Raw genomic sequence first — 25838 nt, forward strand, 5'->3', positions numbered from 1 at the left:
CCGCTGCTTGCAGCGTTAGGCCACAATCGGAGAGTATTGAGTGTCATCAAATCTAGACCGATTTAAGAAAGACTTCGATAAGTTGTTGCGGGAATCTGTTCTTATCGAGCAGTCGTTTGCGCACGAAGCGTATGGAGATGAATACGAGGCAGCGGTACTCGAAACCTGCAAAGGCAACGAAAAGGCGGCTAAAGAACATTTAGATGCTTTGCCCAGCTTCAAGGACGCCTATCAATCTTGGTACTCTGAGAGCATCGCAATATTAAAGCAACTTCTTCCGGACCGGGTTCCGGATTTCATCCGCTTGTACGAGAAGCCGAAGGGTCGAAAAGAGATCAGCTTTGAAAACTACCGCATTGAAGATGCACTACAGGGATTGCGGATCACACGCAATCGATACGAGGTGATTGCAGATTTCAAGTCGGCCATGCCCCATCTCAAGCAGCAAATAGCTATTCTAAAGTCCCTGAAGGGGCGATTCGAAAGCTCTTTATACGATATTCGACAGCTTGTTCAAGCTGATCTTCTTGATTCTGAGCTCGACGCCGCCCGGGAACTGTTGAAACACAAATTTTTGCGCGCGGCTGGCGCCGTTGCAGGGGTTGTTCTCGAAAAGCACTTGCTCGAAGTCTGCATGAATCACAACTTAAAGATCTCCAAGAAGCACCCTACGATTGCAGATTTGAATGATGCCCTTAAGAACGCTGGGGTAATAGAAACGCCTCAATGGCGCTTTCATCAGCATCTCGCGGATATCCGGAACCTATGCGATCACAACAAGAAAAAGGAACCAACCCCCGAACAGGTCGACGATTTGATAGAAGGGGTGTCTAAAGTTGCGAAGACAGTTTTCTAGTCGAGGCCTAACAATCGCGTGTACGGGGACTAGTTTTCCGCTGTCGCTACAAACTAGCCCGTAACGCGAGCGTAAGGCTTGAGCATGTGGAAGCACGTAATTGTATCTAGCATCCAATCAGCCTTCGTAGGGGCTCTGTTTCTAATAATCGTTAGCCTGCCCTCCTTTGGCGGGGCCGCAACTTTTTTTGGTCTCATTACTTTCCCTATAGCTTTTGCTGTTTGCCTATTGTTGGCATACCCATTAATTCGCTTGTGGCAGTTTTATTCTTGGTCAAACTGGTTGAGCTTTTTCGTCTATACCGTGGGAGGCTTTGTTGTAGGCTTATTTACTCCTGTAGTTATGTTTGGTGTTTCGTGTACAGCATTTAGCTTTCAGTCCATTGCTTTTCTTAGTATTTATGGTGGGGTGGGGCTTGTTTGTTCGGTGTCAGCTTGGAGCTACGTGCATAGAAATGTTGCCTTATAAAAAGCTGCTCAAATTCGTTCCGGGCGCAAAAAGCGCGCCCTCCACCTGACAGCCTGCACTGCGTTTCGGCTGCCGTTTAGCAAAGCGTTATACGTTCTCATAGTTCAGTTGAGGGAAATGATGTCGATGTTGGAAGATCAATTAGGTGAAGCAAAATCCAGCGCGAAGAAGCATGCGGAAGCATCCGCCGAAATCATATCTTCACAGGGGTTGGCGGATGCATTGGATTATTGCAGGGGGCAGGGCCTCGAGCCACCCCAGTGTTCTTTGACCGCTGCCTCGCAGAATGCTGAGGCTCTTAGGAGTAAGGCCAAACGGATGCTAAGTGACGCGAAGTGGTGGGAGCGTCGATTGGAGCGAAAAGCCGTACAAGATTTTGAGATGCGTCAAAGGCAGTCCGGAGAAGCCAAGGGCCCAATTTCTGACGAAGCCTTTCAATACTACAAAGACAAGGGAAGGCGCTAGTGCGTATAACAATTTGGTCGAGGCGACGCCGGCACACGAGGTCGCCTGAAATTGGGCCGTCCGGGCGGCGCGCCTCACTAAGCCGTTATGTGTGATCAGGCTAGGTGTAGGCGGATGAAGTGGTTTTCTTTTGTGGTGGGAGTTCTATGCATTATTTATGCAGGCCTCTATTTTCTAGGACTTCTTCCCGTCGGTTTTTGGCAGTCAACAATTGATGTTGTTATTGGGCGAGAGCTTGGTGCGTATTATAAAATTGTACCAGCAGAGTCGTCTGAGTATCAGGGGATAGTGGCTCTTTCCCTCGGGGTGGCTCTTATCGCTTTATCAAGGTGGAAGATTCAAAGGTGTAAAACTGATGAGTGATTTCTGCGAGAGAGTTTCACATAACAAGCGACTGTGATCCCAAATCAACCCTGTAGCCGACTTTATTTCATGTCATCTGCCATGGCCTCTGGTCGCGAACCATTGCATTCAAGATCGTCATCATCTTTCGCATGCAGGCAGAGGGGCTCGGAGTCAGACTTCACATTTCACTGAGCTCCATGGCATCCTGGCATGACCCCATGTTGTTATTGGCCCTGACCCCCTCTCTCTGCCGAAAACCACCCCTGTCAGCGAAACCCAAACCCCTGCACAAACGCCAGCAGGCGTTGCTCCAGCCAGTAACGTTGGCTTTTATCTCCTACAAACCCTACATGCCCGCCGTAATCACTCACTTCCAGAGTGACGGCCGGCCCCAGTTCTTCCTGGCGCGGTAGCGTCTCCGGGGTCATGAAGGGATCGTCGCGATTCTGCAGCATCAGGGTCGGGGTGCGGATCTGTAGCAGCTTGGGGCCGGCGGAGCATTGTGCGTAATAGTGGTAGGCACTACGGAAGCCGTACAGCGGCGCGATAATCTGGTCATCGTAACGCCAGAATGAGCGGATGCCGCTCATGTTCAGGCGATGCAGGCGTTTGGCTTCCGGCGGATTCACCTTGTCCAGATGGGTTTTCTGAACGGCAAAATTGCCCAGCAAGGCTTTCAGCAGGTGCTGGCGGTACAGTTTCGACAGGCCCTGATCCAGCCGATTGGCGCAGATGTCCAGCCGCAGCGGAGAGCAGACCGTGGCCACGGCGGTCAGGTCGCCATTGTCCCGGTGGGCCAGCCAGTTCAGCAGGCGGCTGCCGCCGAGGGAAACGCCAATGGCAATGCGGTGCCCGGTGGGGTTTTCATGGAACACATGCTTGATCACCGCATCCACATCGTCCACTTCCCCGGCGTGATAGCACAGGGCGGTGTCGTTGGGTTTCTTGGCGCCCCGGCTGTTGATGGCCACGGAACGAATGCTCGCCTCGGCCAGCACCTTCTGCATGCCGCGCATGTAATGGGAGTCGCTGCAGCCGGACAGCCCATGGAGTAACAGCACGGTGAGCTGCCCGGGGCGACTTTCCGGCCCGGCCCAGTCCAGCAGCAGATAATCACCGTCCTTCAGGTTCAGCCGTTCACTGCGGCGTTCTACCTCGGGCAGGCTACGGCCCATGGGCCCCCACAGGGTTTGCAGGTGCGGGTTGCGTAGCCATAGCGGTGGTCGAAATGCGGACCGTACGATCTCGCCCATAGACAGGGTCTCATCCAGTGGTCAGGAAAAATCACGCCTGAGGCGCGGCGTACGTATGGTAGCCTTTTGTTTTTCCCGCTGGCAGCTATTCGTGATGGAGATTCCATGCCGCGCCGTTTTTTTGATGATCAGGATTTTCACTCCGGGCAAGCCGTAGCGTTGGGCGCCAGCGCCAGCCACCACATTGGCAAGGTGTTGCGTATGGCGGTGGGCGAGGAACTGGTAGTTTTTAACGGCCGCGGGGGGGAATGGCTGGCGTGCATAACGGCCATCAACAAAAAAGCGGTCACCATCGAGCCGCAACGCTTTGCCGATGAAGACCGCGCCGCCCCGCTGGCGGTGACGGTGGCGCTGCCGATGATCAAGGGTGAGCGTATGGATTATGCGATCCAGAAAGCCACCGAGCTGGGCGCCCGTTCCCTGGTGATTCTGGATACCTCGCGCTGCGAGGTGCGCCTTAAGGGCGAGCGGCAGGATAAAAAGCTGGGGCATTGGCAGCAGGTGGCGATCAGTGCCTGTGAGCAGTGCGGCCTGAACCGGGTGCCGCAGGTCACCGGTGTGAGGTCGCTCAAGGATTGGCTGAGCGGGGATCTGCCAGGCTTGCGACTGATTGCCCACCCGGGGAAAAATCCGTTCTCCCCCGCTGCCCTGAAAGGCGTAGCGGAACTGGCCCTGCTCACCGGCCCGGAAGGCGGTTTTTCCGATGACGAATTGCGCGCGGCAGAGGAAAACGGTTTTGTCGCCTTTGCCCTGGGTAACCGGGTATTGCGGGCGGAAACCGCACCGGTGGCGTTACTGGCCGCGCTGTGGGCGTGGCATGGCCGCTAGGAGAAAGGGCCGGAGAGCGCGTCGTCGCACTGCCGGTGGAACATCAGGCATCGCTACAGCGCTGATTGGCGTAGCCGGGTTTGCATTGCTGCTCGGCCTTTATGCTCGCCACGACCCTCTGCTGCCCTGGCTGGCGGCAGTGTATGCCGGGCTCTCGGTGTTCACGCTGGGGTTGTATGCCTGGGATAAGCGTGCGGCGGTGCATGCCCGCTCGCGCATTCCCGAGCAAAGCCTGCATCTGTTATCGCTGGCAGGAGGCTGGCCTGGGGGCATGTTGGCCCGCCCCCTGTTTCGCCATAAAACCCGCAAGCAACCGTTTACCGGCATTTTCTGGTGCACGGTGCTGCTGAACATGGCAATGGTGGCTGCGTTGCTGTGGTAGCGGCGGGCTGTATAGACAATAACGAAAAAGGGAGAACACAATGCCGTTAACCAGCCCGATAATTACACCGGTGGTGGTCCTGGTCGCCTGGTCCATGGTCATGTGGCTATGGATGTACATCACCCGCCTGCCGGCCATGAAAGCGGCCAACATGAAGCCGGACCCGAATGCCCCGCGCGGTGAACAGATGAGCACCCTGCCCGCTCGTGTGCGCTGGAAGGCGGATAACTACAATCACCTGATGGAACAGCCCACGGCGTTTTATGCCGTGGCCCTGTCGTTGGCTCTGCTTGGCCAGGGTGATGGCATCAACCTGACGTTGGCCTGGGCCTATGTGGGTATCCGCGTGGTGCATTCGTTGCTGCAGGCACTGATCAACAAGATCGAGCTGCGCTTTGTGTTGTTTGCCCTGTCGTCACTGGCCCTGATTGGGTTAACCGTGAATGCGTTGCGCGCCGTGTTCTGATGGCCTTTGATACTGATCTGGCGTTGCGGGTACGCGAAGGGCTGCGCACTGTCAGTGGTGCCCTACCCGATGAAAAGCGCATGTTCGGTGGCCTCTGTTTCATGATCGCCGGCAACATGTGTTGCGGCGTTTTGGGAGACCGGATGATGGCCCGAGTCGGGCCGGACGCCTACAGCACCCTGCTTGCCAAGCCAGGAGCCGGCGAGATGGATTTCACCGGCAAGCCCATGAAGGGCATGCTGATGATCGACGCCGATACGGTGGCCGATGATGCTGCCTTGCAGGACTGGTTATCTCACTGCTTTGCTTTTGTGCGTACCCTGCCACCCAAATAAATCATTCAGGAATGACCATGCTGCAAATCGGGATTGTGATCTACGATGATGCCGAAGTACTGGATTTTGCCGGCCCTTTTGAAGTGTTCGCTACCGCCGCCCGGCTTTGTGATAGCCCGCCCTGGCAGGTGTCTTTGATCAGTGAAAACCCTGAGGTGATGGCGAGAGGTGGCTTGCCGGTGAAAAGTCACTTCACCTTCGCCGATCATCCGCCTCTGGATGTATTACTGGTCAGTGGAGGGGTACATACCGCTGCCATGAAAAATTCCGTGTTACTGACAGCCCTGCGCGAGGCCGGCCACGGCGCCCGCTGGGTAACGTCGGTCTGTACGGGTGCCTTTCTACTGGCAGAGGCCGGGCTGCTCACCGATCAGCGGGTAACCACCCACTGGGAAGATATCGCTGACCTGCGCCATGGTTTCCCGGCGCTGGATGTGCAGGAAAAAATCCGCTGGGTAGAGGATGGTAACCGTCTCACGTCGGCGGGTATTTCCGCCGGTATCGATATGAGCCTGCATCTGGTGGAAAGACTGCATGGCCGGGAATTGGCGGACAAGACGGCCCGGCAGATGGATTATGCCTGGCAGCGGTGATGCGTTGGCTCGCCAGCCAGGCAAAAAGATCGGGTGACTTAACGATATCGCCGGCTGTACGCCCAATACACGCCGGCCAGGGAGACGGCCAGGGTGGCCGGGGCCATCAGCGCGGTGAAATGCAGCAACCGGAACAGCCAGGTACCGACCACGCCGCCACAGATGAAGCCGCCAATCAGCAATACGAACAGCAGCAGTCGGCGGCCATTGAGGGGGATGCCGCGCAGGCGGTTGCCCAGCATGATGCCCAGGTCGGTGAAAATCCCGGACAGGTGGGTGGTGCGGATGATGGAGCCACTGTAGGTGGTCACCATGGCGTTCTGCAGGCCGCAGGCCATGGAGGCGAGATAGATGCCGAGATCACTGCCCTGTTGCAGAGACAGCATGGCCACAACCAGCAAAGCCGCTTCGATCAGCAATGAGAAACCGTAATGGCGGCCCAGTTTCAGGGCAGTGCTGGTGATGAGTATGCCGCTAAGGGCGGCACCGGCGAGAAAGCTCAGCAGGGTGAGCAGCAGGTGCAGGGCCACGGACAGATCAACATCCGCCAATGCCAGGCCCAGTAGCGAGGAGGTGCCGGTAAGGTGTGATACCGATTGATGGCTGAACCCCAGCAGGCCCACCGCATTGACGCTGCCGGCGAGAAAGGCCAGCAGAAAGGCCCCGACTTCCACCCAGGGTGGTAAACGCGTCAGCAAGGCATCCCCCCGTCTGGCCGATTATCAAAAACGGCAGTGTAGTACGGGCGGCTGACGCCAGGGCCAGAGGCTTGTGTGGCAAAAAAAATCTGGCTACTCGCCCACACTTTTTCCCAATCGTGGGATAAAAAGACGCAGAGAGACCCTTGGCGGCGCTAGCTCACTTCTTCTTGTTTTTCTTTTTGCCTTTTTTTCCTGATGCTTTCTTGTCTTTTTTATCTGACTTTTTGTTTTTCTTCTTGGACTTTTTATCGCCCTTGTCCGACTTGGGCTTGATTGGCTTCAGTGCCTTGCCCTTGCCCTTGCCCTTGCCTTTCTTGCTGCCCTTGTCTTTTTTGGGTTTGCTGGTGTCTTTGGCCGGCTTGCTGTCGGCCGCGTCGTCTTTGCCGGGGGTAACAGTTTTGGCAACTGGTTTACTTGCCGATGGTGTGACCGGGTCGAACAGCTGCAGCGCAACGGTGCGAAAGCGGCGCAGGCAATAGCGCACCTGGCCAATAGACAGGCCGGATTCATCGGCGGCCTGTTGCTGGGTGCTGCCCTTGTCCAGGGCCAGTAAGGCTTTGGCACGGGGGCCGTTGGGGGCGGGCTGATTGCTTTGGGTTTGGCAGGTCTTGCGTTGTTGTGCGGTCAGTAAGGAAGTGGTGGCCACGGATTGTCCCCTCGGTGAGATTTGCGAGTTAAGCCAAAATCCCACCTTAGGGGCAAGCGCGGAGCGAGGCAAAAAAACTTTTTTACTGTAAAAAAAGTGAAATGTTGTTGCCCGGATTACGCCTGCTTTTCCATCATGTCAGCTTGCAGTATTTCAATCCAGTAACCGTCCGGGTCCTTGATAAAAGCAAGGCCTTTCATTTTTCCGTCATCCGGTTTTTTGACGAACGTCACGCCCATTTTTTCGAAGCGCTCCGCTGCTGCGTAAACGTCGGGAACGGTAATGCCGATATGGCCAAAGCCCTGGGGTTCGGCGTTGCCATCGTGGTAGGAAAAGGCGGGGTCATCTTCAGTGCCCCAGTTGTGGGTCAGTTCCAGCATGGCCTCGCGGCCGAAAGTAAAGGTCAGACGTTTGGCATCGTTGCCAGGTACTTCACCGGCTTCTTCTTCGCTCAGATAGCCGAGAAAATAAAGGCTGAATTGCATCTCGGGAAAATCCAGCTTGCGCACCAGGCGCATGCCCAGCACCCGGGTGTAGAAGTCCAGGCTTGGTTTCGGATCCTTGATCCGCAACATGGTCTGGTTGAACAGGTACTCATGGGTGACCTCATCCGGGTGTTCGAACAGGCCTTCCGCTTTTTCAAAATGACGGGACATGGGGGCTCCAGATCAGTCAGTGCATAGGGTGCTACAGACTATCGGGACGGCGGGGAGGGAATGCAACCCGGTAGCGGGTGAAAGTGCGCCCGCAATAGCTTGAAAGCAAGCCGTGCTGCAAGAATGGGTCCCGCGCGACGTTTGGTGATGGAGCTGAAAAAGGGGCGCTGAATGCGCCCCTTTCGGATGCTTACGGGCTGACTTTCTTGATGACTGGAGGTTTCCAGGTGCCATCGAGAATGGCTTGCTTGCCCCAATAGGCGCGGATGTAGAGAGAGAAGGTGCCCTGCGGTGCGGGCAGCCAGTTACTTAACTTGTCCTCTGATGGCTTGTTGTGCCCGGCGTACAGGGTAAGGGAGCCGTCATCGTTACGCTTCAGGTCCTTGTTCTTGGTGCCCAGGGAGTAACGCTGAAGATCATTGGGATAGAACAAATGTTTATCGTTGTACAGCGTCAGCGACCAGAAGCCCTTCACCGGCGGGGTTTCTCCCTTGGCAAAAGTAATGCTGTAGAGGTTGTCCCCGGTTAGCTGTTGGCCATTGCCGTCGTTGTCTGTATAGAAATACTGGGTTTCGTTGGGGCGGTTATCAAACATGTTGGAGCGGGCGGTGCCGGTGCGCATGGTGTAATCCACGCCCCACTCTGCATTGTTGACGGAACGGTTCCAGCCATTGCCGGCAGGCTTGCCGTTGTTTTCCCATTTGAAAAAGTCGGCAATCACCGTCTTTTCCGTTTCGATGGCAACATCGCGAATGGCTTGCTTGATGTCAGGATCGCGCTCGGCGGCTGCAAGCAATGCACGAATATTGGCGTAAATGGCTTCCTCGCCTGGCAAGGGTGGCACCTGATCCAGTACGGCGGGTAATTGCTCGAAGAATTTTTCCGGCACCACCCACTTGGTCTCTCCATCGCTTTGCGGGGCCGGGAAAGAAGGAAGTTGCGACCAGTCGACGGTTTTCATTTCCCCATCGAACTCTGACAGTGGGTAGGCATTGATTTGGCGAATCACCGGTTGAATGGCTTTCCTGTCTTCTTCTGTGGAATCCATGAACGCCCGGGGAATCATGTTGGCCAGCTCCGTCGAGGAATGGATCACATCATTGATCCCTTCGGGAACCTCTCCTTCCCAGTCCGGGCCTACCAACAGGTAAAAGCCGGGTTTGGTGCTGTAGGGGCTGCCAAGCTCGCCTACCTGATCGGTGCGCTGGTCATAAATTGCGTAGACCCAGAAACGGTCGCCAAAATCCGGTACTTGGATAACAACGGGTTGCTCGTTCAGTGAGAAGAAACCCAGACCATAAACCACATCCTGATTGGGGCAGGTGACAAAGGTTTCTGCCGGATCAATGTAGTCACTGAGCATGGCAATGTGCCCTTGAGGAGCCACCGGTACGATGCCGTTGAGTAACCCGGGTTTGGGTGCCTGGGTAATGCCCGCGCGTCGATTCGCCTGGTTGACCATGGGCCAGGCCCAGACATAGGCCTGAGCGGCAACCACCCTGGCGTAAGACTCTGACATGGATGCCCCTTCTTCGGGCTGGTTCAGGTCTTCAAATGAGCGAGAAAGGGTTTCACTAGCAGGAGCTGTGGTGGTTGCTGCGGGGGTGTTTTCGCGAGGTGTTGTGTTTGCCGATGCAGAGTCTTCAGAGCTGTCGTTGTTGCAGCCGACGAGGGCAACAGCCCCAAGCAGACCCGCGGCCATGATGCCGGGTTTCATAATACTCTCCATGTCAGAATTCCTGTTCTTATGAAACCTATAGCAGGGGGCGGTTAATTACCATGGGGCAGATAACAGGCTTTTTTATTTAGACGGGTTTACCAGGAAAGTGTGAACAGGGCGAGGTTTACGGGGCGTTAGCAGGAAAGAAGAGTGCGAAGTAAGGAAGGGATAATCCTGCGAGCGATCGCATGGCGGTCGCTCGCAGGGGCGGGAATCAAGCCGGGGTTTTTTCCACGGTCTTGAGGACTTTCTGCAGGCTGGCGACGGTGCCACCAATATCGCTGAGGCCCTGGGGCAGCAGCATGGTGGTGGATTCCTTGGCCACTTTCTCGAAGGCGGTAACGTATTGCTCTGCGATGCGCAGGCTGACCGCTTCCTGGCCGCCGTCTTCTTTCACGGCCGCAGCAACCTGGCGCAGACCTTCACCGGTGGCGGTGGCGATCAGCTCGATTTGCTGGGCGCGCCCTTCCGCTTCGTTGATCTGCTTCATTTTTTCACCTTCAGAGATGTTGATCATCTCCTGCTTTTCACCTTCGGAGCGGTTGATCGCCGCCTGGCGGTCACCCTCGGAACGGTTAATGGCGGCCTGGCGTTCACCTTCGGATTCAGCCACCACCGCGCGACGCTCCCGCTCGGCACGGACCTGTTTCTCCATGGCGTCCTTGATGGACACGGGCAGGTTGATGTCGGCCACTTCATAACGCAGGACTTTCACACCCCAGGGTTGGGCGGCTTCGTCCACGGCGCGGACCACTTCCATATTGATTTCGCCACGCTCTTCGAAGGTTTTGTCCAGATCAATTTTACCGATCACCGAACGCAAGGTGGTCTGAGCCAGTTGCTGGGCGGCCATGACGTAGTCGTCTACGCCGTAACTGGCGGCTTTGGGATCGATGACTTGCAGGTACATGACGCCGTCAATAGACACTTCGATGTTGTCTTTGGTGATACAGCTCTGGCGCGGTACGTCGCGAACGATTTCTTTCTGGGAATGTTTGTAGGCGACACGGTCGATAAAGGGGGTCAGAAAGTGCAGCCCCGCATCCATGGAGGTCTGGTATTTGCCCAGCCGTTCCACCACATACACCTGCCGCTGGGGCACGATGCGAATGACCATGAAGAGCAGCACGACAACGCCGAGAGCGAGAAGTCCGGAAATAATCAAACCAGCCATGAATACAGTTCCTTGTTATTGCGTAGAGTGGTGAAAGAAAGAGAAATCCGTAATGGGTTCGTCAGTCGTTTTCAGGTTTAACCGCCGGCCAGGGTTCCACGGTCAGCCAGAGTCCTTCGTGCTGGGTGATGCGCACCATGTCCCCAGGATTCAGCGGTTGGTTGCACTGGGCCTGCCAGCGTGCGCCACGATAGTTCACGGTGCCTGTGCCTTTGGCAAAGGCTTCAGCCACGGTGGCACGGTGGCCGATCAGGCCGGCGCTGTCTTCCTCGCCCTGGCGTTGCCGCTCGCGGCCCATCAGTTTGTCGTTGAGCACCCGGCGCACAAACACCAGCAGCAGCACGCTGATAACAGCGAAAATAGTGAGTTCCCAGGTGGTGTCATCAAGCAGGCCGAGAAATTTCAGGCTGCCTACCAGCAGAGCAGCGATGCCGAAAAAGATCACCACCAGGCCAGAGACGGCAAATTCGGCGATCATCAGGGCGAGCCCGGCGATAATCCAGTAACTGTATTCCGGCATATCCATACCTGTGTTCCTGTGCATTATTCTGATGCACAAAGATAGCACGTTGGTGACAGGTCCGTCGGTAGGAAATGGCTGAAAATGCGCAGTTGCAAGCCTCAAGCTTCAAGTTACAACGCGGGGAAGGGGGTTGGGTTGGGCGATGTGCTGGGCCGCGCTTCGGGGAAAAGTGACGAGTCACGAGTTTCGAGTTTCGAAAAGCGAAAACAGTGAGCCCGGTTTTGCCTTTCGCAACTCGAACCAAAGGTTCAAGCACCTGCGGTGAGGTCGCGGGGGAAGGCCTGTGAGTTTATCCGGCCTTCCCCGCGTTGTTGCGTGCCGCGCGATGCGTGAAGCGGCTTTTAGTGCTGATGCCCGCCCACGCCATGGGCATGCTTGTGGGCTTTTTCGTCGTCGGTGGCATCACGGATATCGGTGATTTCCACCACGAAGCGCAGGGACTTGCCGGCGAGTGGGTGGTTGGCGTCCACGTCCACGGTTTTCAGGCCCACTTTCAACACGGTGAGCATGCGCGGGCCTTCATCGGTGGAAACGGTGACCACCTTGCCGGGTTCCAGTTTGCCTGCGTGTTTCAGGTATTTGCGGGAAATACGCTGGAACAGCTCGTTGTTGTATTCGCCATAGGCGTCTTCCGGGCTGATGGTGACATCCACTTCGTCACCGGTATCCTTGCCTTCCAGAGCCGTTTCCAGCCCCTTGATGATGTTGTTGTAGCCGTGCAGGTAGGCCATGGGCTCGCCGGTGTCCCGGGAGCTTTCAATTTCACTGCCGTCATCGGCGTTGAACAGGCTGTATTGCAAGGTGACCACCTTGCCGTTTTCGATAGTCATGCAAGCCACTCCAGGGGCTGAAAATAGGGGGAGCCGGATGCGAGCCCGGGGTGGCAGCATTGTGCCGCCGCCCTGAGCTGCAGGCAATTACCCTTGTTGCTTGCGCAACAGTTCGCCGGCCAGTGCGGGGCCGGTCCACAGGCTGGGCAACAGAACCAGTGAGACCGGCACCGCCGTAACCACAATGAACTTCTGCAAGGCGTCAATGCCGCCATCACCGATGCTGATCAGAATGGCGGCGCTGGCGCCCATCATGATCCCCCAGAATACCCGTATGGCGGAGGGGGGCTCTTCTGTGCCGGTCATTACCACGGACACGCTATAGGTCATGGAGTCGCCGGTGGTGGCCACGAAGATGGTGGTCAGCACCAGAAACAGGCCGGACAGCAAGGTGCCCCAGGGCAAGGCCTGGGTGGTGGCCAGCAAGGCGGCAGGCAGATTAAAGCCTTCGAACGGTTGGGAAATAATACCCGGTTGGGCAATTTCCAGGGAGATGCCGGTGCCGCCGACAATAGTGAACCAGAAGCAGGTGACGAGAGGGGCCACCAGCGCCACCACGCCGACCAGCTGTCGCAGGGTGCGGCCGCGGGAAATGCGTGCCACAAACAGTGCCATCAAGGGGCCATAGCCGATAAACCAGCCCCAGAAGAACACCGTCCACCAGTCCAGCCAGCCAGGGTCACTACGGAAGGTGGCCATGGGGAAAAACTCACCCAGGTAGGTGCCAAGGCCCTGCACAAAACCGTCGATAATGAACGCGGTCGGGCCGGCGATCAGGATAAAGACCATTAGCACGATGGCGAGGGTCACATTGAAACGGCTGAGGATCTGGATGCCCCGGTTGACGCCGGTAATGGCGCTGATGGTGTAGATCAAAACCAGGCCGAGGATAACCGCGAGTTGAGTGCTGAAATTATCGGCGATACCAAATAAATCATTCAGGCCGAAGCTGACTTGCAGGCCAAGAAAACCGATGGGACCAACCGTGCCGGCGACCACCGCCAGCACACAGCAGGCATCGACGATTGCCCCGCCGGGGCCGTGGATGATGCGCTCGCCGAATACCGGGTACAGCAGGGTGCGGGGTTTTAGTGGCAGGCCCTTTTCATAGTGCAGCACCATCAGGGTGATGCTGGTCAGGCAGCCGAGAATGGCCCAGGCCAGAAACCCCCAGTGCATGAAGCTTTGCGCCAGCGCATTGGTGCCCTGCTCCATGGGCGTGCTGCCTTCCCCAAACAGCGGCGGTGCCGAGATGAAATGGGCAATGGGCTCCGCTGCCGCCCAGAACACGCCACCACCGGCGAGCAGGGTACACATGATGATCGACACCCACTTGAAGGTGGACAGCTCCGGTTTGTCCATCCCTCCCAGGCGAACGTTGCCGGTGCGGCTGATGGCCAAGTACAGGGAGACGAAAAAAGTGGCCAGCATAAGCAGCTGCCAATAGGCGCCAAACAACCTGGTGGACCAGGCAAAGCTGGTTTGTACCCAGGCGGCGGTTTGCTCAATATCCCAGAGGGACAGGCTCACAAACAGCAGGATCAGGCCGCCGCTGAGAATAAAGACCGGCACATCCACGGCCTGAAAGGTACGAGACAAGAAAGACATTGCGGTCTCCTGTGAGACGCGACCGGGGCGCAGGCGATGCTGCGGTGAACAAGGAGACCAGAACGGAAAACCCGGTAACTGCGGCCAGGACCTTGGGTCACAGGTGAATGAGCGCGTTGCGTAAACGCATGAAACAATGGCGTTATTCTACACCACCCAAGCGCTGGCCGGCAGCGGGTTTACTGCTTTGCGTCGGGATGCAGGTCCAGCGCCTTGCGATCTGTACCCTTGCGAATCTCACTCAGCAGGCGGTTGGACTGCCGGTACCAGTTACGGCGGCCACTAGGGCTCCATTTAAAGCGTTTGTAGGTCCACTGGTACTGGCTCAGGTTGCGGTCAATGCAGCGTTGCAGGCCGCTGTTCATGGCGGTGAGAATTTCGGCGGTGTCGTTGGCCTGCTCAATGGCCGGGGCCTCTTCGAAGTGCAGGTGGATATCTTTCACGCCGCCTTCGCCGCGAATGCAGGACACGATAAACACATGGGGACGGTAACGCTGTACCAGTTTGTCGATCAGCGCCGGTGTGGGCACGTCATAGCCGAAGAACGGTACCGAGGGGTTGCTGCGGTTGCCCGGGTTATGGTCGGAAAGAATACCCAGGGTGCCGCCGGCTTTCATGGCCGCCAGCGCTTTTTTGACCCCCTGGCTGTTGGTGGGAATCAGTACCGAGCCGGTACGCTCTCGTGCTGCCTTGACCATGGCATCCATCAGCGTGGCCGGGTGAGGCTGGTACATGATCAGGGTCTTGTCCCGGCTGCCCTTGTCGCCCACATACAGGTTGCTGATCTCCCAGCTGCCTTGATGCAGTGACAGCATCAAAACCGGCCGTTCGCTGGCGCAGGCATCGAGAAAGGCCTGCTCGCCGTGGATATGGGTAACCCGCGACAGGGTTTCCTCCACTGGCCGGTGCCATACATGGCTGAATTCGGTGAGCGTGCGGCCCAGTTCGCGCAGGCTCTGGCGGCCGATTTTTTTGGCTTCCGCGTAGGACATTTGCGGGTGGGTGGCCAGCAGGTTGATCAGCACCACCCGGTAGGCGCTGGCATAGCGCAGCGGCACCAGGGTCACCAGGGTAGCAACGGCGGCACCGAATCCGGTGACCAGCGGCAAGGGAAGCCAGGCAAGCAGGCGGACCACCATCCACAGACGGCGGCCGGGGTATTGTTTATTCATGTGTCAGTTCAATGGTCAGGGTTTCGCCATGCTGCGGAACCCGAAAATGTGCGTGTTCAATGTGTTGTTCTGTCAGGGCTCGGGCCAGCGCTTTTGGCGGTGCATCCATGGGTTCGTCAGTGAGCACGAAGGTGCCCCAGTGCATGGCCAGGGACTGGCGCGCCTGAATATCCTGATGGATTTTTACCGCTTCCGCCGGGTTGATATGCACCGGCGACATGAACCAGCGCGGCTCGTAGGCCCCGATAGGTAATAATGCCAGATCTACCGGCCCGAATACCTGACCAATTTCGTTAAACAGCGGTGCATAGCCGGTGTCACCGGCAAAATAGAGGCTGAAATCCGGGAAATTCAGGCGCCAGCTGCACCACAGGGTCTGGTTGTGGTCGTTGGGGCCGCGCCCGCTGAAGTGCTGGGCGGGCAAACAGAAAGCCTCCACCTGGCCGTGGTAGTCGCTCTGCCACCAGCCCAGCTCGATGATCCGTTCCACCCCCAGCTTGCGCAGCCAGGCGGCGATACCCTGGGGTACGAACCAGAGAATGTCGCGGCCGAAGCGGGCCTGTAGTTGCTTTACCGATGCCTTGTCCAGGTGGTCATAGTGGTTATGGGATACCAGCACGGCATTGATATCGGGTAGCTGGTCAATGGTCAACGCCGGCGGTACTGCCCGCTTTGGCCCGGCAAAGGTGAACGGAGAGCAGCGATCGGAAAACACCGGGTCGGTGAGCAGATTCCAGCCCCGGTGCTGGAACAGATAGGTAGCATGGCCGATCCAGGTGATCTGTGGGCGGTTGCCCGGCTGACGCAGCTGCTCCGGGTCCGGGGTGTGCAGGGGGAAGGACTGGTGGCCGGGAAAGCGCCCGCGCGATTCCCACTGCCAGCGCAGGAAGGCGCCGAGCCCGTGATGCGGAGTGGCAAACCGGTTGCGAAAGGCGTGCTTGCGGCGCTGGCTGACGGGTTCCTCGGCGGCCAGCGCGGCCAGTCGCTGACGGTCGATCATGCCGGTTTCTGTAGCCCCGCCACGGCGCCCTCAATGGCGTCCAGATCCGGGATCACCGCCAGGTCGCCGCCCACCTGAATGTACATGGCTTCTGCCGGGCCGGTATCCACCGGCTCTTCCACCGGATCGTCCTTGGCCACTTTCATCAGGCGGGGAATCCCCTGCACGATCACCGCATAAAAAGGCGCCTGGTTGGCGACGGTATTGAGTACCGCGATGCGGGCATCCTGGCCGATGGTGACCTGGCCGGACTCGTTGAGCTTCTCAAACGACAGCAGCGGAATTTGCTGGTCGCGCCAGCTCAACCAGCCCAGCAACCATTCGGGACCATGGCCCGGGCGATCCGGCTGACGCAATGGAATCACCTCGGCCACAATAATATTGGGCACCAGCCAGGGGCGCCCCTGCATGGGGATCAGCAGGCTGGAAATATCGGAGGGCAACTGCGCCATAGTGCTGTTCCTTTTCTTGTCATCGCGTATGTCGTCGCGGGCCGGTTGTGGCCGAGCGCGAGTCGTCACTGTTGTTGGTGCTACTGATGCTGCGGAAGCGGAGCCTGTGCCAGCTCCCTTCTTACCCGCTCCACCAGCTGCAGTGCAAGTTGTTCGGGGGAACCATTAAAGCTGACGCAGCCGGTTTCTCGTACCGAGTCTGGCTGGCTGCTGACGGCACAGGTGTCTGCGCTTTGTGCCCACACCGGGCAGCCGGTGGCGGCCAGGCGCGGTGCGGCGATGGCGCCGTCGTTGCCCATGCCGGAAAACAGAATGGCGCCACAGGCGTTGCCAAAACCCTCGCCCACATGCTGGATAACCTGGTCGATAGAGGGCGCATAGGGGCCTTCCCAGTTATCGCCGGTGGACTGGATACGGCCGTCGTGGCGAAAGCGCACGGCGTACTCTACCGGCACAATGGCCAGCTCGCCGTGTCGCAAGGCCTCCCCGTCCACACCGATCTTGCACTGGATCGGGTTATCCCGCCCCAGCACGCCGCACAGGGTCTCCAGAAAACTGCCGTCGATGTGTTGCGCCAGCACGAAGGCCACGGGCAGATTGGCCGGCAGGCAATCGAGAAACAGTTTCACCGCAGCCGGGCCACCCAGGCTGGCGCCCAGTACCCACACCTGCCGGGGGCGGTCGCCGGGGCGAATGGCCTGGAATTCCCGGGGTTGGGGGATGCGTATCTGGGGTGGCCGCTGGGGGATCACGTCCAGGCGCTCTTCCACGGCCGGTTTGCCGATAAAACTTACCAGTTTGGTGACCAGGCGCCGTTCCCATTTGGGGTAGCGAGCATCCGTGCGGGCCGGGGCCTGGCCATCACAGAAAAGAATCGGTACCTGGGCGCGCTCCAGCAGGTCGTCGAGGAAGTGCTGCCAGCGGTCTTCGCTGGACAGGTCCACGACCCACAGATCCAGGGCGTCAGGTTCCAGCCAGCGATCTTCCAGAGCGTCCGGTTCGGTGCTGACCAGTACCTGATAGCCCTGGCCCTTTACCGCACTGGACAGCAGGTGCCCCTGCAATGTGCTGTCAGCAATCACGCCGACACGGCCGGGCGCGGTCATCCGTTATCCGTTTCCTGCAGTTCACCCAGCAGTTCGCGAATGGTAGATAGCAGCTCGTTCTCCTGGAACGGCTTGCCCATGTAGCAGTTCACGCCAATGTCGAAGGCCCGCTCGCGGTGTTTCTCACCGGTGCGGGAGGTGATCATGATGATCGGTACGTCCTGCAGGCGGCTGTCGTGGCGGACGTGGGTGGCGACTTCGAAACCGTCCATACGGGGCATTTCGATATCCAGCAGCATCACATCCGGGCGAATATCTTCCAGCTTGGCGATGGCGTCGATGCCGTCCTTGGCGGTGACCACTTCGTAGCCATTACGCTCCAGCAGACGGGTGGTCACCTTGCGCACGGTGACCGAGTCATCAGTGACCATGACCAGCGGCGTGTCACGCTGCGGCAGTGTCTCTTCCTCTGGCTCCTGAGGCAGTGTCGGCACTACCTCGCCGGACGCCAGAGCCGTGGTCTGGACGTGGGCGGCGCGGATCAGGGAGTGGATATCCAGAATGATCACCACGGAACCATCCCCGAGGATGGTAGCGCCGCTGATGCCGGCTACCGTGGCCAGCTGCGGGCCCACCGCTTTCACTACGACTTCGCGGGAGCCGACCAGGTCGTCCACCACGATGGCCACTGTGTGTTCGGTGCTGCGAATCAGCAGTACCGGCATGGGAGTGGTCTGGTTTTCCAGGTGTGGCACCCGGTTGCCGTGAACAAAGTGGCCCAGGTACTGCAGTTCGTAATCCTGGCCCACATAGGTGTAAACCGGGTTGTCTTCCTCGAAGTAGTGCTGCAGTTCGAACGGGCTGATCCGCACGATACCTTCGATCTGGTTCAGCGGAATCGCGTAGGAGTCCTCCGCCGCTTTCACCATCAGGGCGCGGTTCATGGCCAGGGTAAACGGCAGGCGGATGATGAAGCGCGTGCCCTGCCCTTTACGGGAATCAATGGTGACCGAGCCGCCCATCTGTTTGATTTCACTGGCGACCACATCCATGCCTACGCCGCGCCCGGAAATCTGGGTCACAGCGGCGGCGGTGGAGAAGCCGGCGTGGAAGATGAACTGCTGAATTTCCTGCTCGGAAAGTTGCGCGTCGGCGGCGATCAGGCCTCGCTCGATGGCTTTTTGGCGCACCGCATCGGTATCGATGCCCTTGCCGTCATCGGACAGGGTAATGACTACCTCGCCCCCTTCGCGGCCCAGCTCCAGATTGATGCGGCCGGTGCCGTCCTTGCCGGCAGACTGGCGGCCTTCGCTGGTTTCGATACCGTGGTCCACGGCATTACGCAGCATGTGCTCCAGCGGGGCGACCACTCGTTCCATCAGGGAACGGTCCAGCTCGCCTTCCGGGTTGAGCACATCGAAGTCCACGCGTTTGTCCACTTCGCCGGAAATCTGCCGAACGATACGGCGCAGACGCGGCACCAGGCGGCTGAAGGGCACCATGCGGGTGCGCATCAGTTTTTCCTGCAGCTCGGTGTTGATCCGTGCCTGCTGCAGCAGCAGGGTTTCGGTGTCCTTGTTGCGGTCCAGCAGGGTGTTCTTCAAATCCAGCAAGTCAGAGGCGGACTCGGACAGCTGCTTGGTGATCTGGTGCAGCTCGGAGTACTGGTCCATTTCCAGCGGATCGAAGTCCTCGTCGTACTCGCCGAGATCCACGCCCTTCTGGTAGTTGGACATGATCTGCGCTTCGGTTTCCGAATCCAGCCGGCGTAGCTGTTCGTAAAGGCGCTGTACCGTGTTGCCCATCTCTTCCACGTTGAAGGCGAACTCGGTGATGCCCTGCTCGACCCGGCCACGGTTGATGGAGGTCTCCCCCGCCAGGTTGACCAGGGCCTCCAGCACATCTGCGCCAACCCGTACCATTTCCTGCGGTTGCGCCTGATTCTGGCGCTGGCGCCGGTCATCCTTTTGCGGCTGCTGGGGCGCCGGTTGTTGGGGCGCTGCTGGCAGGGTGCTGGTCTGGGGCTCATTGTCCGCAGGCGCAGGCGCAGGCGCTGCAGCGCTGGCTTGCGCGGCAGCGGCGACTGATTCCATGCCCCGATTGATCTGGTCGTGCCAGTCGAGCATGGGCTGGAAGTCGCTCTGGGCGGGCGTCTGGCGACGGCTTTCCAGTTCCAGCAAATAGGTTTCGAAATCGTGGCTGATGTCGCCCAGCTGTTTGAGGCCGGCCAGCCGTGCGCCCCCTTTCAGGGTGTGCAGTGCACGCTTCAGGTCGTCGATGAAGTCGGTGCTTTCCGGGTTATCCTTCCAGGAGGTCAGGCAGGCATCGATGATTTCCGACAGTTCTTCAGATTCTTCCAGGAAAATTTCCAGAATTTCCGGGTCGCTGTCCGATTGCCATACGTCATCGGCGGCAGACGTTACTGGTGCCGGTGTGTCGTCATCGCTCACCGACGCGGTGGTTTCTTGGATGGCGGGTTGAGCGGCAGGCGTCGCCGCCATGGCGGGCAGGGTGAAGCCTGCCGGATCGGCCACATAACCATGAATGGCAGTGATCAGTACGTCGCCACTGGGCAATGGCCGGTTGGCTTTCAGGGCTTCTACCATTTCCGCCAGCTGGTCGTGGCAGCGGTGGAGCAGATCAAACAAGGCGGGCTCAATGGCCAGCTGGCTCTGGGCCAGGCCTTCGTACAGGGTTTCCAGTTCGTGGCCCAGGTCACCCAGTTCCGGCACTTCGGCCATGCGGGCACCACCCTTCAGGGTGTGCAGATCCCGTTGCAGGGATTGCAGCTCAATCAGATTGTCCTGTTGGCTGATCCACAATTCCAGGCTGTTGCCGGCGGATTCGAGAATTTCATCCGCTTCTTCCAGGAAAATGTCCACCAGCTCCGGGTCACGCTCCGGTTGAGGGGGCGCATCGGTGGGCTCGGGCGCGTCCTCAACCGCAACGGGCGCGGGGGCGTCTGTGGCATCGGTGAGGGGGGCGGTCGAGCGGTCGTCAAATCCGCCAGTGTCGGCGGGCTGCGTGTTGGCATCGTCGACGCTGGTGGTGATCGGGCCGGGGGCTTCGCCACGAATGAACGCCTGAATGGCGGCCACCAGTGCCGGTGCATCGGCCGGAGTGGTGTTGGCCTGCAGGTTTTCGATCATCACTGCCAGGCTGTCATGGCACTGATGCAGCAGCTGGAACAGGGCAGCATCAGACTCCAGTTGCCCGGCGTTATAGCCTTCGTAGAGGTTTTCCAGTTCGTGGGCCAGATCGCCTACCGGGGCAACACCGGCCATGCGGGCGCCGCCCTTCAGGGTGTGCAGATCGCGCTGCAGGCTGCTCACATTACTGCTGTCGCCGGCTTCCCACTGGTCAAGAATGTGGCTGGCAGACTCGAGAATTTCTTCGGCCTCTTCCAGGAACAGCTCGACCAGCTCCGGGTCCAGGTGGGCTTCGTAGCGGCTGCTGTCTGCCGTGTCGTCAGGTTGCTCCGTAGCGGCGGCTGTATTGCTCTGCTCAGTGTCGCCGCTGTCGATGGGCAGTCCGCCGCCGGGGCCGCCGTCCGGGCCGTCGCTTTCGGCCAGCTCGCGCAGGGCATCCACCAGTCCCAGTTCCGGGCGTACGGTCTGGCCAGCAGCCAGGCAGTCCATCATGTTCATCAGCGCGTCCTGACCTTCGCCGGCCAGGGCAAAAAGACGTTCGCTGTACGGCAGCCGGCCGTTTTCCACGGCGCTGTAGCAGCCTGCCAGGGCAGCGGCCAGGTCGTGAATTTCGCTGAGACCGGCGGTGGTGGCGCTGTTGGACAGCAGCTCCAGTTCGTCGCGCAGACGTACCAGTTCATCGGTGTGCGCGGGGTGTTGGGCCCACTGGCTGAGCAGTTGCTCTGCATCCACGATCAGGTCCATGCCTTCGGACAGGAACACGGAAAGGATGTGCGGGTCCGGGCCGGCGCTGCCGGTGTCCTGCAACTGATCGCGTTGTTGATTCAGTGACTGGATCAGGGCGTCGGCGCCGGGCAGATGGGCCGGCGGGGTCGGGTCCATCTGCTCCAGGCTGGTGAGAATCAGGTCGTGGCTCTGAGCAAGCAGGTCCACCTGTTGCTGGCTGGCGCGGCGGTTGCTGCTGATCAGGTCCCGGGCCAGTTTTTCGGCCGGCTCGGCCACTTCGGCCACGGCTTCGATTTCAGCCATGCGCGCACTGCCCTTTAGGGTATGCAGGGCGCGATGCACGCTGTCATCGACCTGATGCTCGGACAGGTCCGGGTCGTTGCTGGCCAGCCATTGAGCGATCAGGGCCAGATTGCGGCGGGCCTCGCTGGAAAAGATTTCCAGCAGGACGGGGTCCGGCCCGTCTTCTCGGCTGTCATCGTCAGGGGCATCGTCGCTCATGTCGGGAATATCGGACAGGCTCTCAGCGGCGATCTTGCTGGTGCTGGTTTCGTAGTCCGGTTCCTGCTCGGGCAGATCCAGGGTGATGCTGTCGTCGATGTCGGTGAGGTCGTTGTCTACGGACAGCAGCTGGATGTCATCGCTGCTGTCACCTTCGTCCCATGGGTCCAGGGTGTCTTCACTGGCGGCGGCGTCAAACGCGGCCAGGTCTTCCGCGGACAGGCTGTTGTCGGCGGAGGTGGCGTCTGCGTTTTCAGCGGACGGCAGCTCGGTGAGCTCCAGGCTGTCGCTGTCGGGGTCGCCCTGTTCGTCTGCTTCCAGCGCGATGGTGTCCTGGGCATCCAGGCTGATATCAGCGGTAGAGTCTGTCGCGGCGCCGTCGACGCTTTCTGCGGCTTCTTCGCTTGTGCTGTCGGCAGCGCCGACAACAGGGACTTCGTCGATCTGGACGCCGGCGGCCAGGGTATCGGCAGCATCGGCCAGGGGTTGTACATCAAACGGGTCCGGCTGGCGCAGGGTAAAGGCATCAACCAGGGCCGGCACGCGATTACGGACTTCCTGCACCAGGGCGATCAGCACGGCGGTGGGCACAATGGTGCGATCGATGACCCGGTTCAGCATGTTTTCCACGGACCAGCCCAGTTCGCCCACGGTGCTGGCACCGACCATGCGCCCGGAGCCTTTCAGGGTGTGGAAGGCGCGGCGGAATTCCACCAGGGACTCTTCGTCGCTGGTGTTGGCGGCCCAGCGCGGGAAGTATTCGTCCAGGGCGTCCAGTACTTCGCCCACTTCTTCCTGGAAGATCTCGATGATTTCGTCATCGATCAGGTCGTCGTCATCGTCTTCCGGGGAGGCGTCGGCGCTGACGACGACGTGGCCTTCAGGCTCTGCCGGTGCGGTGATTTCCAGCGTGGGGTCGAGCAGCTCGTCATCATTGCTGCTGTCGAAATCCGGCGCGTCGTCGTCACTGGCCAGCGGCTGCAGTTCCAGGGTGGCGTCTTCTTCCGGCTCGGCGTTGTCGGTTTCGTCGTCGGGCAACTCGCTGTTGGCAGAGAACCCGGACCAGGCATCCACATCGTGCTCGGCAACGGCGCTGGTGTCGGCGTCGTCGTGCGGGGTGTCCAGTTCCGCTTGTTCCAGTTCAATGCGTTCTACATCGATGGCGTTATCGGTGAAGTCCTGCTCTTCTTCCAGTGGGTAGCCGAGTGCTTCCACACTGGCTCGCGCCAGCTGCAGGATATCGTCGGTGGTGGCCGGATCGTCGCTGAGACGTTCCAGGTAATATTCCACCGAGGTGATGGCGTCGGCCAGGGTGTCCATGCTGCGCCAGTCCGGTTTGGGCTGGTCCGCTTGCAGCAGCTTTTCTTCGATGAACTGGACGCACTGGCGCAAAATCAGCGCGGGCTTGCCCAGCTGGATCACATCCAGGCCACCGCGGACCGCATTGAGGCGCTCCGGTACCACTTGCAGCGGATCGGTATTCCACTGCGAGGCTATGAATTCCACGATGCCGTCTTTGGCTTCTTCCAGCCCGGCGCGGCATTCGCGCAGCACCGCGTCCATGGCCTGGCCCACATGGCTGGGCATGTCATCGCCCTGGCCGTTGTAGCTTCGTGCATTGCGCTGGTCGCCACTGATGCCGGCCAGGGTCGCTTCCACGTAGAGCAGGGCCCCGGCGATATCCATCAGGCTTTCGCGTTCGGCGGGTGCGTTGCCGGCGACGATATCTTCCATGGCGTGGAGTTGTTCTTCCACCAGTGCCCGGGGCTGGCCCAGGCCCAGTACGGCCACGGTGTCGGCCACCTGCTTCAGGGTCAGGGTGAGCGGTTGCAGCTTGCTGGTATCGGTGTCACCACTGTGAACAAAGCTTTCCAGGGCGTCTTTGACGGTGGTCAGTTCTTCAGAAAGCGCCTGCACCACGGAGTTCATGGCCTGGGCATCCGGGCCGGTCATCCGTTGTCGTTCTTCGTTGACCAGATCATCGGAGGGCAGCGCGTCATCCAGCCGGAAACGGGCTTTTATGTCGCGGATACGCGGGCTGTCCACATCGGCCTTGGCCACGTAGTAGAGCAGGTTCTTGAGCAGTTCTGTGGGGGCGGGACGGTTCAGGCTGGCGGCGCCCTCCACGGCCAGTTCCCGCAGGTTGCGGTCCACGTGACCGAGCATCAGTTTCACTGAGGTGCCAAGAATGATGGCGTCTTCAGAGAGGCCCTCCACCAGCGCATTGCTGATGGACCACAGCGGTGCCCGTGGCGCATCGCCGGTGATCTGTTCCAGTTTGGTGAACACCTTGGCCATGTAGCCCAGGTTTTCGCCCATGTTGTCGTTGCGCAGCACGCCGAGCAGGGCGATCTGGAACATCTGACGAATTTTTTTCGCCAGCAGGATAAAGCGCGGATCGTTGAGCAGGTCGTCAGGAATCTGGCCCTGGCCAGTGGCGTCGGTGAGGTCCGGTTTGAACAGGGAGGTTTCCGACAACAGGGATTCACCGCGGGCGGCACGCAGGTCGTTGAGCAGCGGCAGCAGCACCACGGGCAGATCACGGCGGTTGCTGGCGACCCGGTCCAGGTACGGCGGCAATTGCAGGATCGCCCGCATCAGGGTTTCCTGGCTGTCGGTCACATTGCCCACGTTGCCCTCGAGCAGTGCCTGCGCCAGTTTTTCCATTTCCTCGGCGAGCAGCGCCGCACCGTAGAACTCCACCATCTGCAAGGTGCCGTACACCTGGTGCAGGTGGGTCTGGCAGAAACGCATACGGGTAGCGTCGTCCGGATTGTCCACGAACGATTCCAGTGCCTGTTGCGCCTGGTTCAGGGTTTCCTGGATTTCCCCGCGAACCCAGTCCAGAGCCAGATAGTCGTGACGGTCACTCATGACGTCTCCTGTCATACTCAAACCTGCCGTCACTGCGGGCAGGTTTCTTTAATACGCAGCACGTAACATGCAGCACGCCTCATCCAGGTCATTCCTGATGGGTGCCGCCCCAAGCGTTTTTCTTTTTCGTGCGCTGCGTGTTGCGTGCAGCTTGTTGTTTTATGTCTTATCTACAGCGCCGGAATGCCAACGTATCAGCAAAATGAATGCGTTCCAGATCCGGATGTTGCCAATCGGTCACTTCCCCGGGCCCGAGTACCAGGATGCCTCCCGGTGCGAGCCGCTCCGCCAGCCGGTTCACGATCTGGCGTTTACGCCAGCGACGGAAGTAAATCAGCATGTTCTGACAAAAAATCAGGTCCATGTTGTTCATCGGTGCCGTGCTGAGGTCCAGCACGTTGAGCCGCGCGAAGCAGATGCGTTCACGCAGTGCCCCGGTGATGGTTACGGTTTGCCCGTTTCCCGTGGGCTCGAAATACTTGTCCCGCAACAGTGGGTCGACCTGCAATACCCGGCGCGCGGCATATTCGCCTTTGCGGGCCTTGGCCAGGGTGGGCAGGCTGATATCGGTGGCGGTGATGCCGTAGAACAGTTTTCGCTCACTGGCGGAAAATTGTTCGTTGATCATCATGGCGAGGGAGTAGGCTTCCTCGCCAGTGGAGCACCCCACGCTCCACACATCCAGGCTGGCACCATCCGGCTGTTCGGCCATGAAGCGCTGGGTGAACTCTTCCACCAGTGCGTAGGAGCCGGGATGCCGGAAGAAGCTGGTTTCCTGAACGGTGAGACGATCGACCAGCACGGACCATTCCATGGCTCGCGACTGGGTCGAGCCCACCATCAGGTGTTCGTAATAGGTGTCGTAGTCCTCGATGCCCAGCTCGCGCATGCGAATGTTCAAGCTGGTTTCGAGGAAGGTCTTGCGTTCGTTGGACAGCGTCATGCCGGTGCGGTCTTCAAGCAGCGCCTGCCATAGCTGGAACTGCTCCGCATCCATGGCGGGCGTGCTTTTGATCGACCAGCGATCTGTCACTGCAGCACCCATGGCACGTCTCCCGAGACCGGCTCA

The 25838-nt window shown here is 59.2% G+C and carries 23 protein-coding genes; 8 read left to right on the top strand and 15 right to left on the bottom strand.

From position 1 onward, the window contains the following. The first annotated feature begins 40 nt into the window (after window positions 1-40). The 3 genes from COA55_RS12975 to COA55_RS12985 all read left to right on the top strand — a co-directional run bounded on the left by COA55_RS12975 (window position 41) and on the right by COA55_RS12985 (window position 2152). Entirely contained in the window at window positions 41-856 is an 816-nt protein-coding gene (locus tag COA55_RS12975) for a hypothetical protein (RefSeq protein ID WP_290502511.1), read from the top strand. A gap of 594 nt (window positions 857-1450) precedes the next feature. Continuing rightward, on the top strand, window positions 1451-1789 hold the full coding sequence (locus tag COA55_RS12980) for a hypothetical protein (protein WP_290502512.1): 339 nt from the start codon (window positions 1451-1453) through the stop codon (window positions 1787-1789). Window positions 1790-1903: 114 nt separating this feature from the next. Next, entirely contained in the window at window positions 1904-2152 is a 249-nt protein-coding gene (locus COA55_RS12985) for a hypothetical protein (protein ID WP_290502513.1), read from the top strand. A gap of 248 nt (window positions 2153-2400) precedes the next feature. Here the strand turns inward: COA55_RS12985 and COA55_RS12990 are convergent, their stop codons facing one another. Beyond that, entirely contained in the window at window positions 2401-3387 is a 987-nt protein-coding gene (locus COA55_RS12990) for an alpha/beta fold hydrolase (RefSeq protein WP_290502514.1), read from the bottom strand. Between the two features lie 105 nt (window positions 3388-3492). Between COA55_RS12990 and COA55_RS12995 the strand changes: the two genes are divergently transcribed. From COA55_RS12995 to COA55_RS13015, 5 genes are read left to right on the top strand one after another with little or no spacing between them, the layout of a single operon-like run. Continuing rightward, entirely contained in the window at window positions 3493-4215 is a 723-nt protein-coding gene (locus COA55_RS12995) for a 16S rRNA (uracil(1498)-N(3))-methyltransferase (RefSeq protein ID WP_290502515.1), read from the top strand. Further along, window positions 4205-4597, top strand: coding sequence for a DUF1294 domain-containing protein (locus COA55_RS13000; RefSeq protein WP_290502516.1), 393 nt, complete (start codon window positions 4205-4207; stop codon window positions 4595-4597). Before COA55_RS12995 ends, COA55_RS13000 begins: the two co-directional genes overlap by 11 nt. Before the next feature lie 40 nt (window positions 4598-4637). After that, the gene (locus COA55_RS13005) at window positions 4638-5063 is read left to right on the top strand and encodes an MAPEG family protein (RefSeq protein WP_290502517.1); all 426 of its coding nucleotides are present in this window, start codon (window positions 4638-4640) and stop codon (window positions 5061-5063) included. Further along, window positions 5063-5398 carry a TfoX/Sxy family protein gene (locus tag COA55_RS13010; protein WP_290502518.1) on the top strand — a complete coding sequence of 112 codons (336 nt, stop codon included), beginning with the start codon at window positions 5063-5065 and terminating at the stop codon, window positions 5396-5398. The genes COA55_RS13005 and COA55_RS13010 overlap by 1 nt, the downstream gene beginning before the upstream one ends. Window positions 5399-5415: 17 nt before the next feature. Next, complete coding sequence (locus COA55_RS13015) at window positions 5416-5991, top strand: DJ-1/PfpI family protein (protein WP_363970580.1); 576 nt, start codon at window positions 5416-5418, stop codon at window positions 5989-5991. Window positions 5992-6029: 38 nt separating this feature from the next. Here the strand turns inward: COA55_RS13015 and COA55_RS13020 are convergent, their stop codons facing one another. From COA55_RS13020 to COA55_RS13085, 14 genes are all read right to left on the bottom strand, one after another. Then, window positions 6030-6689 (bottom strand): YoaK family protein, encoded by a 660-nt coding sequence (locus COA55_RS13020; RefSeq protein ID WP_290502519.1) that lies wholly within the window; start codon window positions 6687-6689, stop codon window positions 6030-6032. Between the two features lie 160 nt (window positions 6690-6849). Next, a complete protein-coding gene (locus COA55_RS13025) occupies window positions 6850-7338 on the bottom strand; it encodes a helix-turn-helix domain-containing protein (protein ID WP_290502520.1) in 489 nt (162 codons plus the stop codon). 116 nt (window positions 7339-7454) lie between these two features. Next, on the bottom strand, window positions 7455-7994 hold the full coding sequence (gene gloA / locus COA55_RS13030) for a lactoylglutathione lyase (RefSeq protein ID WP_063521287.1): 540 nt from the start codon (window positions 7992-7994) through the stop codon (window positions 7455-7457). A 190-nt stretch (window positions 7995-8184) separates the two neighbouring features. Further along, complete coding sequence (locus tag COA55_RS13035) at window positions 8185-9723, bottom strand: DUF1254 domain-containing protein (protein ID WP_290502521.1); 1539 nt, start codon at window positions 9721-9723, stop codon at window positions 8185-8187. A 205-nt stretch (window positions 9724-9928) separates the two neighbouring features. Beyond that, the gene (locus COA55_RS13040; protein WP_290502522.1) at window positions 9929-10888 is read right to left on the bottom strand and encodes a slipin family protein; all 960 of its coding nucleotides are present in this window, start codon (window positions 10886-10888) and stop codon (window positions 9929-9931) included. A gap of 61 nt (window positions 10889-10949) precedes the next feature. Continuing rightward, the gene (locus tag COA55_RS13045; protein WP_290502523.1) at window positions 10950-11414 is read right to left on the bottom strand and encodes an NfeD family protein; all 465 of its coding nucleotides are present in this window, start codon (window positions 11412-11414) and stop codon (window positions 10950-10952) included. A 338-nt stretch (window positions 11415-11752) separates the two neighbouring features. Beyond that, on the bottom strand, window positions 11753-12241 hold the full coding sequence (locus COA55_RS13050) for a peptidylprolyl isomerase (RefSeq protein ID WP_290502524.1): 489 nt from the start codon (window positions 12239-12241) through the stop codon (window positions 11753-11755). An 87-nt stretch (window positions 12242-12328) separates the two neighbouring features. Next, complete coding sequence (locus COA55_RS13055) at window positions 12329-13849, bottom strand: BCCT family transporter (protein ID WP_290502525.1); 1521 nt, start codon at window positions 13847-13849, stop codon at window positions 12329-12331. A gap of 179 nt (window positions 13850-14028) precedes the next feature. Further along, on the bottom strand, window positions 14029-15021 hold the full coding sequence (locus tag COA55_RS13060) for a lysophospholipid acyltransferase family protein (protein WP_290502526.1): 993 nt from the start codon (window positions 15019-15021) through the stop codon (window positions 14029-14031). Further along, the gene (locus tag COA55_RS13065) at window positions 15014-16021 is read right to left on the bottom strand and encodes an MBL fold metallo-hydrolase (protein ID WP_290502527.1); all 1008 of its coding nucleotides are present in this window, start codon (window positions 16019-16021) and stop codon (window positions 15014-15016) included. Before COA55_RS13065 ends, COA55_RS13060 begins: the two co-directional genes overlap by 8 nt. After that, window positions 16018-16473, bottom strand: a complete 456-nt coding sequence (locus tag COA55_RS13070; protein ID WP_063520034.1) for a chemotaxis protein CheW — start codon at window positions 16471-16473, stop codon at window positions 16018-16020. The genes COA55_RS13065 and COA55_RS13070 overlap by 4 nt, the downstream gene beginning before the upstream one ends. Before the next feature lie 80 nt (window positions 16474-16553). Further along, window positions 16554-17579: a chemotaxis protein CheB gene (locus tag COA55_RS13075; RefSeq protein WP_290502528.1), complete on the bottom strand. Its 1026-nt coding sequence runs from the start codon at window positions 17577-17579 to the stop codon at window positions 16554-16556. Beyond that, window positions 17576-24769 carry an Hpt domain-containing protein gene (locus tag COA55_RS13080; protein WP_290502529.1) on the bottom strand — a complete coding sequence of 2398 codons (7194 nt, stop codon included), beginning with the start codon at window positions 24767-24769 and terminating at the stop codon, window positions 17576-17578. Before COA55_RS13080 ends, COA55_RS13075 begins: the two co-directional genes overlap by 4 nt. 166 nt (window positions 24770-24935) lie before the next feature. Further along, window positions 24936-25814 (bottom strand): CheR family methyltransferase, encoded by an 879-nt coding sequence (locus tag COA55_RS13085; RefSeq protein WP_063519387.1) that lies wholly within the window; start codon window positions 25812-25814, stop codon window positions 24936-24938. Window positions 25815-25838 lie beyond the last annotated feature (24 nt).

Origin of the sequence: Alcanivorax sp., assembly GCF_002733835.1 — a bacterium.
Lineage (GTDB): Bacteria > Pseudomonadota > Gammaproteobacteria > Pseudomonadales > Alcanivoracaceae > Alcanivorax.